Annotated in this window: 11 protein-coding genes; 6 read left to right on the forward strand and 5 right to left on the reverse strand. The window is 45.3% G+C overall.

Annotated elements, in window-relative coordinates:
• Nucleotides 1–2: 2 nt before the first annotated feature.
• The 5 genes from G3569_RS06355 to G3569_RS06375 form a co-directional block, all read right to left on the reverse strand.
• Nucleotides 3–569 carry a helix-turn-helix domain-containing protein gene (locus G3569_RS06355; protein ID WP_165267220.1) on the reverse strand — a complete coding sequence of 189 codons (567 nt, stop codon included), beginning with the start codon at nucleotides 567–569 and terminating at the stop codon, nucleotides 3–5.
• A 178-nt stretch (nucleotides 570–747) separates the two neighbouring features.
• Nucleotides 748–3,852 (reverse strand): efflux RND transporter permease subunit, encoded by a 3,105-nt coding sequence (locus tag G3569_RS06360; RefSeq protein ID WP_165267222.1) that lies wholly within the window; start codon nucleotides 3,850–3,852, stop codon nucleotides 748–750.
• A gap of 119 nt (nucleotides 3,853–3,971) precedes the next feature.
• Nucleotides 3,972–5,210, reverse strand: a complete 1,239-nt coding sequence (locus G3569_RS06365) for an efflux RND transporter periplasmic adaptor subunit (RefSeq protein WP_165267224.1) — start codon at nucleotides 5,208–5,210, stop codon at nucleotides 3,972–3,974.
• A 30-nt stretch (nucleotides 5,211–5,240) separates the two neighbouring features.
• Nucleotides 5,241–6,608: a TolC family protein gene (locus G3569_RS06370; protein WP_165267226.1), complete on the reverse strand. Its 1,368-nt coding sequence runs from the start codon at nucleotides 6,606–6,608 to the stop codon at nucleotides 5,241–5,243.
• A gap of 198 nt (nucleotides 6,609–6,806) precedes the next feature.
• A complete protein-coding gene (locus G3569_RS06375; RefSeq protein WP_165267228.1) occupies nucleotides 6,807–7,277 on the reverse strand; it encodes a hypothetical protein in 471 nt (156 codons plus the stop codon).
• A gap of 164 nt (nucleotides 7,278–7,441) precedes the next feature.
• Between G3569_RS06375 and G3569_RS06380 the strand changes: the two genes are divergently transcribed.
• The 6 genes from G3569_RS06380 to G3569_RS18745 all read left to right on the forward strand — a co-directional run bounded on the left by G3569_RS06380 (nucleotide 7,442) and on the right by G3569_RS18745 (nucleotide 12,792).
• Entirely contained in the window at nucleotides 7,442–8,887 is a 1,446-nt protein-coding gene (locus tag G3569_RS06380) for a lipase maturation factor family protein (protein WP_165267230.1), read from the forward strand.
• A 79-nt stretch (nucleotides 8,888–8,966) separates the two neighbouring features.
• A complete protein-coding gene (locus G3569_RS06385) occupies nucleotides 8,967–9,419 on the forward strand; it encodes a dCTP deaminase/dUTPase family protein (RefSeq protein WP_165267232.1) in 453 nt (150 codons plus the stop codon).
• A 48-nt stretch (nucleotides 9,420–9,467) separates the two neighbouring features.
• Complete coding sequence (locus G3569_RS06390) at nucleotides 9,468–10,445, forward strand: Gfo/Idh/MocA family protein (protein ID WP_165267234.1); 978 nt, start codon at nucleotides 9,468–9,470, stop codon at nucleotides 10,443–10,445.
• 78 nt (nucleotides 10,446–10,523) lie between these two features.
• Nucleotides 10,524–11,081, forward strand: coding sequence for a tetratricopeptide repeat protein (locus G3569_RS06395; RefSeq protein ID WP_165267236.1), 558 nt, complete (start codon nucleotides 10,524–10,526; stop codon nucleotides 11,079–11,081).
• Nucleotides 11,082–11,401: 320 nt separating this feature from the next.
• Complete coding sequence (locus G3569_RS06400) at nucleotides 11,402–11,695, forward strand: hypothetical protein (protein WP_165267238.1); 294 nt, start codon at nucleotides 11,402–11,404, stop codon at nucleotides 11,693–11,695.
• A gap of 965 nt (nucleotides 11,696–12,660) precedes the next feature.
• Complete coding sequence (locus G3569_RS18745; RefSeq protein ID WP_276611312.1) at nucleotides 12,661–12,792, forward strand: hypothetical protein; 132 nt, start codon at nucleotides 12,661–12,663, stop codon at nucleotides 12,790–12,792.
• Nucleotides 12,793–12,855 lie beyond the last annotated feature (63 nt).

Here is a 12,855-nt window from a genome sequence, read left to right on the forward strand (position 1 = left end):
GATTACAACTGATCGATAGAAGTGCGTTTATTCTCTTTAATATCTTTAAAATGTGATGGTGCAAGCCCCGTTTCTTTTTTGAACTGGCGTGAGAAATGTTGTTGACTACTATAATCCAATTCCAGTGCTATCTCGCTGAGCGTTTTCTCATCATAAACAATAAGCTCCTTAGCCCGCTCAATTTTCTGCTGAATAAAATATCGTTCTATAGACTTTCCCTCCACGGCAGAAAATAACCGACTCAACTGCTGATAATCTTTGTGAATCTCACCCGACAAATAATCCGAAAGATTCTCCTCAAGTGGTTGCGTTGACCGAACTTGCTGAATAATAAGCTGTTTAATCTGCTCAACCATGCGACTGTTATCATCATCGATAATATCAAAGCCGTTATCACGAATAACAGAAATTAGTTCACCGTACCGATTTTCATCAATAGGTTGAGCCAGATATAGCTCACCGAGCTCAATTTTTTGCACCTCAAAACCTGCAGTTTTCAGTTTCTCTTCTAATACCTCGGCACAGTGGCTGCACACCATGTTTTTAATATGGAAATGTTTGTTTTGCATAAATAGTAAAATAAAGTAATTAACAAAGAATTAGTACTGGAATCAGTAAGCGATTATTATCGCCCCAGATTATGGATCATTCACAGCATTCTCTTGCATTTTTATGATAAATATTTGCAAAATTATGTATTCAAAGAGCTGACAAGCATCAAAAAACTTGCCAACTCTTATTAGAAATTTACAGTTCGGCATGTGTGACCGGTTCGGAAAACCACTTGTAGATGGTCGGCAATACTACCAACGTAAGCAGCGTGGAGGTAAACAGACCACCGACAACGACAGCAGCCAACGGGCGCTGTACATTGGAGCCAATGTCATTAGCCAACAATAACGGTAACAGCCCTAGACCGGTAGTCAGTGCAGTCATCAATACAGGACGCAATCGCAATAGCGAAGCCTGCACGACCGAATTTTCGGTTGACATTCCCTCCTCTCGCAACTGATTAATATAGGAGACAATCACCAGCCCGTTAAGTACTGCAATACCGAATATGGCGATAAAGCCCACAGCTGCCGGTACTGACAGGTACAGCCCCGATATCCAGAGAGCAAAGATACCCCCAATGGAAGCAAACGGAATGTTCAGAAAGATGAGCACTGCATAACGCCAACTTCCAAAGGTGGAAAACAGCATGAAGAAGATCAGTCCCAGGGTAATGGGCACCACCACCATCAGACGGTTCATGGCCCGCTGCTTATTTTCAAACTGTCCGCCGTATTCGGTAAAGTAACCGGCGGGAAGATCCACTTGCTGTTCTACCTTTTGGCGGATTTCATTCACGACGCTACCCATATCTCTACCTCGAACATTAAGCTGCACGTAGGTTCGTCGGCTGGCCTTGTTGCGGGATATTTGTTTGGGACCGGTAAAGACCTCCACATCTGCAATCTGGGAGAGCGGTACCAGGGAACCTTTAGCGGTACGCACGGGCAACTCACGAACTTGTTCAATGCGTTTGCGCTGGTTCTCTTGCAGGCGCACGAAAATATCAAAGCGGCGAATGCCCTCAAATACCTGTCCGGCTACCGAGCCTCCGATGCCGGTCTCTACGGTATTCAGAAAGTCATCGATGCTGATGCCCAGTCGGGCCAGCTGCTCGCGATCAGGTCGCACAAGGATTTGCGGTTTCCCTCCCTGTTGCTGGGCGCGGACATCCACCGCTCCTTCTACGCTTTTGGCGACTTCTGCAATTTCCTGCGCTTTTTGAGCCAGGGTATCCAAGTCATCCCCATACAGACTGGCAACTACCTGAGCACGGACACCGCTGAGTAGTTCATCCGTACGAAGCTGAATAGGTTGAGAAAAATTGGAAGCTACGCCCGGCAGATCTTCCTGCAATTTTTCAGCCATGGCCGACTGCAGCTCTTCATAGCTGCGTCCGGCTTCCCACTCATCAAGCGGTTTGAGGTTCACCACATTGAAGACCACGTTTACCGGTTCAGGATCGCCGCCTACTTCCGCACGTCCCACACGGGAAAAGATGCCCTGCACTTCGGGAAAGGTTTGCATGGACTCCTGAATACGCTTCGTGTATTCCTTGGTAGTTGGCAGGTTAGCGCCCGGAGGCAGTACAGAGCGCACGGCAAAGGTGCCTTCCCGCAAGGTCGGCTGAAATTCGGTTCCCAGGAATGGGAACACGGCCATGCTTGCAGCAAACAGCACTAATGCCCCACCAAAGACCATTTTGGGGAATTGGGTAGCTTTTTCAATCAGCGGACGGCTGAATCCTTTTACTTTGCGGACTAACCACGGTTCTTTATCCATTCCTTTATCCGGAAGGATAAAACTGGAAATGACCGGGATGTAGGTCAGGGCCAGAAAGATAGCTCCGCCCAGTGCAAAGGTGATCGTATAGGCCAGCGGCTTTAACATTTTTCCCTCTACGCCTTCCAGCGAAAAGAGCGGAATAAATACAATAATAATAATGCTGGTGGCAAAGATCACCGGTCGGATGACTTCACGAGCGGCCTCACCCACCACCCGCACCAGAGATACGTTCTCGGTATCTCGTTCTTCCAGCAGGCGGTAGGTATTTTCTACGATCACGGTGGCACTGTCCCCGATCATCCCAATACTGATCGCAAGTCCCCCCAAACTCATCAAGTTTGCCGATATGCCCATGAGGTTCATCCCAATAAAAGCCATGAGAAACGCAATGGGAACAGTGGATATAATAATGAGCGTTGAGCGAAGATCTCCCATAAAAAAGTAGAGAATAAACAAGACAAGAATGGCCCCAAAATACAGGGCATTGCTTACTGTGCCCACGGCTTTGTTGACGAGCTGTCCCTGCGAGTAAAAAGGCTTCATAACCATGCCGTCAGGTAGTGCCTTGTTAATGGCATCGATCTTTTGATCTACTTGGGCCAGCAGGTCCTGCGTATTTGCGCCAATGAGCTTTAACACAAAGCCCCCCACCGACTCCTCTTGATCTTTAATAAGAGTGCCCCGTTTAATCTCGGAGCCGAACTCGACCTTGGCTACATCCTTTACATAAATGGGGCTGCCATCCTTACTATTTATGATGATGTTTCGTATATCCTCCAAACCCTGCTTGTTTGGCTTAATCCAGCCATAGCCGCGGACGAGGTATTCTTCCCCTCCTCGCTCTAAAAAGGAGGCACCTACATTGCGATTGTTGGTGCTGATGGCTTTTTCCAGATCATCCAGAGTAAGCCCGCGTGAAATCAGGGCGTTCATATCGGCATTAACTTGGAACTGGCGGACATCCCCGCCGAGAGAGAGTACGCCGGTAACGCCGGGTACGGTCCGAAGCTGGGGCTTTACAATCCAGTCTTGGGCTGTACGAAGCTCCATCAGGGAATGGTTAGTGGTATCTTTGTTGGTTACTTCATACATCATGATGGTCCCAAGCCCCGTAGTGATGGGTCCCAGTTGTGGTTGTCCCAGCCCATCAGGAATAGACTCCCTGGCTTTGGAGAGTCGTTCCATCACCAGTCGTCGGGCAAAATAGATCTCGGTGCCCTCTTCGAAATATATGTTTACACGCGAAAGCCCAAAGATGGAAGTACTCTGCACGCGATCCAGCTTGGGCAGTCCATACATTGAGATTTCAATGGGATAGCTGATCTGTGTCTCCACATCCACCGGGGAAAGACCGGGACTGGAAGTAAATACCTGCACCATGGTGGGCGATACGTCCGGGAAGGAATCGATGGGGACATCCTCAAAGGAGAAGTATCCATAGACGCCAACGGCCGCCACCAGAATGAGGATCGTCAATCGATTCTTTAATACGTTGTCTATTATCTGTTGAAGCATAAGTCAAAATTCTTTAGTCGTTAAATACTCATATGTCACCCTGAATTTATTTCAGGGTCTGCAATTCGTAGTGGTATTTTTAGATGCTGAAACAAGCTCAGCATGACATGAGAGTAAATTTAATGTCCGTGGGATGCGCTTCGCCCCTGAGCGGTAAGGGCGGACTTCAGGTCAAAAGCTCCGGCAACGACAGCTTTCCGACCGGGCTTCAGGCCCGTAGCAATTTCCGCATAGCCCTCATTTTCATTGCCCAGTATCACTTCAACCGGCTTGTAGCTGCCTTCCTCGTTGCCGGGGACAAACACCACTTGCTCACCTTCGATGGTTTGTACGGCGTCAATGGGAATCATGGCTACATTACGTTCTTTCTCTGTGGATATGCGCGCGGTGCCATACATCCCGGCCCGTAACTTTCGGTTTGGGTTTTCAACAACGGCACGAACCGGCATGGTTCTGGTTCCTTTTTCCAGTGAATAGGAAACCCAATCCGTTTTTCCCTCAAAGGTTTCTCCGGGGATACTTCGGACCGTGAGACTTACGCTTTGTCCTTTGCCCAAATACCGGATATCCTGCTCGTAGGCATCGATCATCACCCACATTTTAGAGAGATTCGCTACGTGGATGGGCGTCTCACTGGAACTAATGGTTTGTCCGGGTGAAATATCCCGTTCTTGAATTACCCCGTCGAGCGGACTCGTCAGATAAAAGTGAGATAATGGCTTATCACTGCCCGCTTCGATATTTTGAAGATCTTTTTTACTTAGACCATAAAGACGCAGTGATTCTGCCGCTGCATTATAAGCAGCCTTTGCTTCTTGGTAGTGTGCTTCAGCTTGCAACATTTCGGCACGACTCGATATCTCCTGTTCATAAAGAGATTTTTCTCGTTCATAGTGTGCCTTTTCAGCTTTTAACTCAGTTCTCAGCCGAATATACTCAGCCTTTGCTTTTCCCAGTCCGACGCTACTCATCAAAGCAATCGGCTCCTCCTTTTTGACGCGCTCTCCCAAGCCTTTTATGACTTTCACAACTTTTGCCTCGATACGGGGACCAACTTTTGCAATCTGATCCAGATCGTATCCGATACTGGCCGGACGTGAAATTGTTGAGGAAGCACTACCTTCGGATAGCGTTTCCACTTTGATGCCGAGATCACCTTCTTGCTGCTCAGTCAGATGCACTTCACGGGCATGCTGCCCATCTTCCTCGGTATGCTGCTCCGGTTCTTCACTGTGTTGCGATTCTTGTTGATGTTGCTCGTTTTGCGTGTGGGTTTGGGAACCTGATTCAGCTCCACAGCCTTTCAAAAGACTTCCTAATAAAAGACCGGCAAGTGTTAATACAGTGAGATTCTTCATGATTGGTAATTCCATATTCATTTAAAAAAATTAGTTTGCAGAAATTTCAGAGAGGGGGGTTCCAATAAGTCGTTCTACTTCGGCTACGGCCCGGTTGTATTCGGCCAAGGCCTGGATGTAGCGAGTACGTGTTGAGAATAGCGTACGCTGGGCATCCAGCACTTCCAGATAATCAAACTTGCCCTGCCGGTAGCCGGTTTGGGCCGCTTCAAAAGCCGTTTTGGCTCCGGGCAATACTTGCTCATGCAGCTGTTTTACTTCATGGGCTGATGACCTAAGCCGATTGTATGCCACTCGCAAAGTTTTATAAGTTTGTATGAGGGTGGCTTCTCGATGCCACTCTGCACGATTCAACTCATATTTGAGCGCTCTGATATTTCCCTGATTACGGTCAAAAAAAGGCAACGGCATGGATACACCAACAATAGCAGCACCGGCACCTAAATCCTCCGCGTGTTTATATCCTCCGCTCACAGTGATGTCGGGAATACCTTTTGCCTGTTCCAGATCAAGAGCCGATTCACGTTGCTGCAATTCGGTAGCCCACCGCGCCACATCCGGATTTTGCTGGATATAAGTTTGCACCTTAGCATATTTGGGGACCTCAGACGGCATGCTCAGCTGACCTTTTAACTGCTCGAATTGTGGTTGCTTGTTTCCCCAGTAAGCAGCCAGCGAGCTACGAGCTGACTCCCATTGGTTGCGTGCATTTTCCAGATCTATTTTAGCGCGGGATAGCTCAACCTGTGCTTTCGTCTGGGCCAGCTTGGGAACTTTACCGGCCTTCACCTGGGCAGATATGGAGTTGTACAGGTTTTGAGCGACATCAACCAACTCTTGCTGCTGTTGCCACTGACGCTGAGCTTCCATTGCTGAGATATAAGCTTTGGTTACGCCTGTTAGCACATCAAGCTTTTGGGTCTCATAATCCCATCCGGCCAGTTCCTTTTGGGTACCTGCCAATCGCTTCCGCTTGAGTCGATCAGCACCCAGCAGGATTTTTTGTCCCAATTTGACGGTCACTTCTCGGCTGTCGTAGCCTTCAAAGGGTCCCGTACCACCAAAATTTTCCATTTCGGCATTCAACTGCGGGTTGGGAAGCAGCGAAGCCTGAATGCGTTCGGCTTCTTTCACACGCACCTGCCAACCATAGCCTTGCAGCCTAGGATTTTCGAGTAGGGCTTTGGACAGCGCGTCTGAGAAAGTCAGCGTATCCGAAATCGTGACCTTCGATGCCGTATCCTGTGAATTAACATTCTGATTTAATGCAGGAGAACGTTTATAGATTTTATCTCCCAATGTGCTTTCTGAAGGTGGTTCGATCAATGTTTCTTCTGTGGCACATCCGGCAGCAAGCACGAGCATACCGGTGACCAAAATTGCTTTAAATAATTTCATTTATTTCCAGCCAATTGTTTTCTGTTATAGAGGGGCAAGGAAGGCTAGTTATAGGTTATTTGTAGAATAGTTATTAGTTGTTATCCAATAACTAGTAACAGATAACGAATAACAGGAGGATAAATATCTGACGCAGCTTGATCCTCTAATCCTAATACCTTGCTTGATAAGAGTTAAAAAGGGAGGGACTGGAACTACTTAGTTGTAGAGAATGCGAACAACCGTTTTCAGCGAAGCTGTTATCGAATCCTCAATTAAGGGAGACGTGTAGGAAACAAGTTGAAAGACCTGTGATTGCGGGAGGTTTTCAACCTTGCTGTAAAGAATACCATTAAGAAATTTGAGCGTGCGTTCCTGGTTGAACTGTGTAATCTGTTGCTCCTTGGAACAAGCGAGTGATAAGGCTAGGTCGTTATGAGCTTTTTCTGCTTCTTCTAAAGTGGGTGTTTGATGGTCATGAGATTGCTTTTCATGCATCACATCTTCAGAAGGAATTGAAAATAACGAACCAACCTCAGATTCAATATTCACCTCTCCGTTCTCTTCGAAACAATACACCAGATTATCAACCACGCCATGAATACTAATGGCATGGAAGCTTAACAATATCAGCAAGGTAACTGAAAGGCTTGTAACCAGATGTTGATATTTTGTTCTAAAATGATCCATGTAGGCGTATAAATTATTGCTCAGTAAAAGTAGGGATTTCTGGTTGAACTCCAAAGCATTATGTTTATTTCATCAGGATGATCTTGTCTGAACTTTTCTACCCAGCGCCCTCTTTCTTATCTTTCACTAGCGTATTTATTGCCTGAAAAACATTTCCAAAGCCTATGTTAGAAGGGGTCTACCAATCCAAATACTGGCTAAGCCGACTCATCATACAGCGTGGTATTGGGCTTATGTACGTGATTGCCTTTGTCGTAGCCATTAACCAGTTTCGCCCCCTTCTGGGTGAAAACGGCTTACTGCCGGTCCCCTCTTTTATAGAACGCATCTCCTTCAAACGTTCACCAAGTATTTTTCATTGGCATTACTCAGATACCTTCTTCGCAATTATTGCCTGGATAGGCCTGGGGCTATCTTTATTAGCCGTTACCGGTATTTCTGATAGTAGCCCCATCTGGCTATCTGTGAGCGTATGGTTATTGCTTTGGGGGCTATACCTCTCTATCGTTAATGTAGGTCAACTTTTTTATGGTTTTGGATGGGAGTCTCTGCTGCTGGAAGCCAGTTTTTATGCCATCTTTTTGGGTCCTCTACATTATCAAACCCCTTTTTTAATGATTCTGATGATCCGCTGGCTGTTGTTGCGTGTTGAGTTCGGAGCCGGACTTATCAAAATGCGGGGCGACAAGTGTTGGAGAAAACTCACTTGTCTTAACTATCACCACGAAACACAACCCATGCCAAACCCGCTCAGCAGATTTTTCCATCTGTTGCCCGAATCCTATCATAAAATAGAAACGTTGTTTAACCACATTGTTCAACTTGGAGCAGTATGGTTGCTTTTTCTGCCCCAGCCCTTTGCTTCCATAGGTGCCGGTATGATCATTTTATCACAAGGATATCTCATTTTGAGCGGCAACTATGCATGGCTCAACTGGATGACGCTAATACTGGCTTTTAGCGGTATCAGTGATTCATACCTACAATACCTTTTCCCTCTTCAGATCCCCCAAAGCATAGTTACTCCCACTTATTTTCAACTTATCATTATCGGGCTGGCTATTATTGTAGCTTACATGAGCATTGCTCCCATTAAAAACATGATATCTCCCCATCAACGGATGAATGCAAGTTTTAATCCTCTTCACCTGGTAAATACCTATGGTGCTTTTGGGACTGTTACAAAAGCTCGGTACGAGATTATTATCGAAGGAACAACGGAAACCAATATTACTCATGACACCGAATGGAAGGAATATAAATTCAAAGGGAAACCTGGTGCCCCCCGTAAAATGCCCTCTCAATTTGCCCCCTACCATTTGCGACTCGACTGGCAGATCTGGTTTGCAGCCATGTCATCATTAAAAAGCAATCCCTGGTTGATTCGTCTAATTATTAAATTACTACAGAACGACCAACTAACTACTAAACTATTGGCTCATAATCCGTTCGATAAAAGGCCTCCGACCTATATTAGGGCTCGATTATTCAAATATGAGTTTACCAATCACGAAGAGTTTAAAAATGATCACAGATGGTGGAAACGTGAGTTTGAACGCACCTATATGCCACCGAGATCACTAAATCAACTACAGGTATTTAAGTTATGAGCTCACCAAAAAATAAATTAATATCATCTAGCTCAATGGTTACCTTACGAATAGTAATTGAGAATAAAATTGAACGACCATGAACTTCTTAGGAGATAACGAACTTACTGATCATCTTGAATCTATCATCCACGAAGAAACCCAACTGCACGACTACCATTTTGATTTAACCGTTACCCAGATTCATCGTTTTACGATGGCAGGAGCACTTGATTTTGGGGGCAGTGAATTTAAATCGGCCGAAACCGAAGTAGTCGAGTTACAAAAGAATTCCGGAGACGATTACGGCTGGTGGCATCTGTCAGAAGGAACCTATCAAGCTACCATGAATGAAACGTTAGCTGATATTGAAGATGCAACAGCAATAGTTGTTCCGCATTCTCATCTTCACCAAGCTGGGGTAACCTCAAGTACCTCAATAATACCAAATCCTGACGATGAACCGATAACAATGAATTTACAGGTCCCATCAGTGGGCTGTAACATTAAAGAAAATGCTCGCATAGCTTCTCTCTACTTACTTTCAAACTAGTTAACTGCACAACTCTTTAACCTTACCTGCTAATTAAATAACGAATATATGGAATCTGTACGTTGGGGAATTTTAAGCACAGCTAAAATTGCAGTGACTAAAATGATTCCCGCTTTACAAGAAGCAAAAAATTGTACGGTAGCTGCTATCAGTTCGCGATCTGCCGGAAAAGCCGAAAAAACAGCAGACAAGCTCGACATTCCCATCTCCTATGGCTCTTATGATGAACTGCTAAGCGACTCAAGCGTTGATGCCATATACAATCCCCTCCCTAACCATCTGCACGTCTCAAAATCTATTGAGGCATTACAACAACAAAAGCACGTACTCTGTGAGAAGCCAATCTCACTAAATGCCAGTGAAGCTCAAAATTTGATATATGCGAGCCAACTATATCCGGACTTAAAAATCATGGAGGCCTTCATGTACCGTTTCCATCCCCAGTGGAAACGTACGAAGTCAATTGTTGAAAATGGAGAAATTGGTGATCCCCAAACAATAGAATCGTTCTTTTCATACTATAATGACGATCCCGAGGATATACGAAATAACCCGGATATGGGAGGTGGCGGGTTAATGGATATCGGATGCTACTGCATTTCACTCTCGCGTTTTCTATTTGATGATGAACCTAAAGAGGTTTCGGGACACTGGAAAATAGATCCAAAAACAGGTACTGATTATTTAGCGTCGGGGGTGTTGGACTTCGATTCAGGTACGGCGACCTTTTCTTGCAGCACTAAATCAGCACCACACCAACAGGTAAATATCGTTGGAACCAAAGGAAGGATCGTCATCCATACCCCTTTTAATGCCCCACCCACCGAGGAAACAACAATAACGCTATATAGAGGTCAGAAAGAGACTGAAATTTCTTTTGATCCGGCCAACCAGTATACATTGCAGGCCGAGGCATTTGCCAAAGCAATTCTAAACAATTCAGAAGTGCCCACGCCTCTTGAAGACGCAATCAATAATATGCGAGTAATAGACCGGTTTCGTCAAAACGCTCACTCCAAAGAATGAATTAAGATTAACATCTGTCTGCCTCTGTAATATTTCCTATTTTAATTTCAAATTAATCTTAGACTTTTAAGAGCATTTATGGGCCAAAAAACGGATAAAATTTTTGAGCGAGCAAAGGTAAATCTTCATGAAGGAAATGATAAAAAAGCCCTTCGGTTAGTTAACCAAGTGCTAAATCGCGAACCTGCTCATTCCAAAGCGCTTCGGTATAAAGCACTTATCAAAATGAGCGCCGATGACTTTGCTGAAGCTGAAGAATTTCTGCTCTTTGCTATTGACCAAAAGCCCGAAGATGACCAGCTGTACCAGATGCTGGGCAGCTTCTATCAAAATAATGCTGAGCCTGAAATGGCCCTGGCCCAGTTCAAAAAGTCTATAGATTTAAATCCCCAAAATTACCTGGCCCACAAAGGATTGGGTATGTTATATGCCAATGCCCTGGATGAACATGAAAATGCCATCACCTATTACACCAAAGCAATACATATTAACGATCAGGAAGCAGACCTGTACTTTAACCGGGGATGCAGTAATATGATTATACAGGAGATGGAGCAAGCCAAAAAGGATTTAAAAAGAGCGGCAGAAGAGGGACATGAAAAAGCGCAAGGAATGCTCGACCAATACTTTAGCTAAGCCGTATAACAATAGTATTCAATGGTTATCATCCCAAACTAAACTGGGGTCTTGTGGTAGCTAATCAACGTTGATCTACTATCAACTCATATCAACTCTACTGGCTTTACAAGATCTTAGAAGCGATACTTCGCCGAGATCAGTAGATAGTTCGGAATGATATGTTTTTTCAATCGGGGGCTGGTCCCAACAGCTGCAGGGATCCGATTCCCCCAGCAGTTTTATTCGTTTTTCCAGCTTTGTTGGTCCTACTTTTGGCGGATGTCGATATAAAATGGACAACACATCTACTGGTACCTCCTATTAGCTACAAGGGACCTTTGCAAAACCAGGCAGTCATCCTGAATGTAATCAAGGATCTCCCTTTCAACGGCAGCAGATGGATACTGGAGATTCTTCGACAAGCTCAGAATGACGAAATCAAAGGTTTTGCAAAGCCCTCTACAAAACAATATGCTCCCTCACGTTGCAAAGGTGCGCCATTATGGGAAGCGATCCTTGGTAAGTCAATAGACCACCCCGCCTCGTACCTCCCACCCTGTGAAGGGGATTTTTTTGCTCTTTGGCTGCTACGCGAACCTTTTCAAGGAGATCCTGAAACAAGTTCAGGATGACAAGTAGTTGTAAATTAAATGGATTCCCCTTTCTGTATTAGAGGTTATGAGGCTCCCGGCTATGTGGGGAAAAGGGTACTCCTGCACCTCCTTCGGTTTCTATCAACAACCTATCGCAGTTAAAGCCACAAAGAGGACTAATATCTTGCTCTATCAACGTCTGTCCTCGCGAGAGGAGTGAAACGAAACGCGGCGATCTCGCTGACATAGCTACTTGATACGTTAAGGATATCCTTTAGAACGTCTAAAAAGCTATTGCCGAAAAGACAACACCTCCCGACCAATTCGAAGCCCACGAATTGCCCACCCTCCTCAAGGAGGGATTTCCTCTAATCTTTTTTGTGCACCACCGTTGGGCTCTTCCTACAGGTAGGGAGAGAAACTCCTTATCTCAGCATGTGTCAAGATCTCCTTGAAAAGGTCTGCTTAGTATCTAGGGGAGACTGCCGCGGTCTTCCGAAAAATCGCCGGAATCCCTCGCAGTGACACTGCTTTTAAGTTTTAAAATAAACGCCTGTCATTGTGCCGTGCCCCGTTCTACGGGGAGCAGTACCATAGTTTGACGGTACGAGATGGCAACCTTCCTAAAATGATTGGTTAATACGTAAGGGCTTCTTTTTTGAGGCTAGACGAACTTATTCTCGGCGATTCTTCGACTCCGCTTCGCTCCCTTCGGAATGCTTTATATAATTCGTCGGAGGACAACCCCAGTCGCCCGACAAGAGTTGGGAATTTATGTTCCAACCATTGTTAGAACCACAAGTGGAGTTTTGAAAAACGATTCCCCAGCCTTGTCCTTCAAAACGTTAGCACAGTTTTTTGTCTGTTGGTATATATAGGGTTCATCAAAAGATACTCTTACAAGATAATGACAGATGGGCCGAAACAGCTCTTTATACGGCCTCACTGAAAAATCCTCTCTACAAACGAAGTCAGATTTTTGGGCTAATTGATAAAAGGGTCCTTTGCAAAACCAGGCAGTCATCCTGAATGTAATCAAGGATCTCCCTTTCAACGGCAGCAGATGGATACTGAAGATTCTTCGACAAGCTCAGAATGACGAAATCAAAGGTTTTGCAAAGCCCTCTAAAATATAACCGCTTGTCATCCCGGACTTGATCCGGGATCTCGTATTGGCAATCAACGTTATCCACGGCCAG

The organism is Fodinibius halophilus (genome assembly GCF_011059105.1).
In the GTDB taxonomy this organism is placed as follows: domain Bacteria; phylum Bacteroidota; class Rhodothermia; order Balneolales; family Balneolaceae; genus Fodinibius; species Fodinibius halophilus.

Bases quoted from the DNA above. Each gene is read 5' to 3' on its own strand.
- G3569_RS06355 (WP_165267220.1), bottom strand. From the start codon at position 569: ATGCAAAACAAACATTTCCATATTAAAAACATGGTGTGCAGCCACTGT.
- G3569_RS06360 (WP_165267222.1), bottom strand. From the start codon at position 3,852: ATGCTTCAACAGATAATAGACAACGTATTAAAGAATCGATTGACGATC.
- G3569_RS06365 (WP_165267224.1), bottom strand. From the start codon at position 5,210: ATGAAGAATCTCACTGTATTAACACTTGCCGGTCTTTTATTAGGAAGT.
- G3569_RS06370 (WP_165267226.1), bottom strand. From the start codon at position 6,608: ATGAAATTATTTAAAGCAATTTTGGTCACCGGTATGCTCGTGCTTGCT.
- G3569_RS06375 (WP_165267228.1), bottom strand. From the start codon at position 7,277: ATGGATCATTTTAGAACAAAATATCAACATCTGGTTACAAGCCTTTCA.
- G3569_RS06380 (WP_165267230.1), top strand. From the start codon at position 7,442: ATGTTAGAAGGGGTCTACCAATCCAAATACTGGCTAAGCCGACTCATC.
- G3569_RS06385 (WP_165267232.1), top strand. From the start codon at position 8,967: ATGAACTTCTTAGGAGATAACGAACTTACTGATCATCTTGAATCTATC.
- G3569_RS06390 (WP_165267234.1), top strand. From the start codon at position 9,468: ATGGAATCTGTACGTTGGGGAATTTTAAGCACAGCTAAAATTGCAGTG.
- G3569_RS06395 (WP_165267236.1), top strand. From the start codon at position 10,524: ATGGGCCAAAAAACGGATAAAATTTTTGAGCGAGCAAAGGTAAATCTT.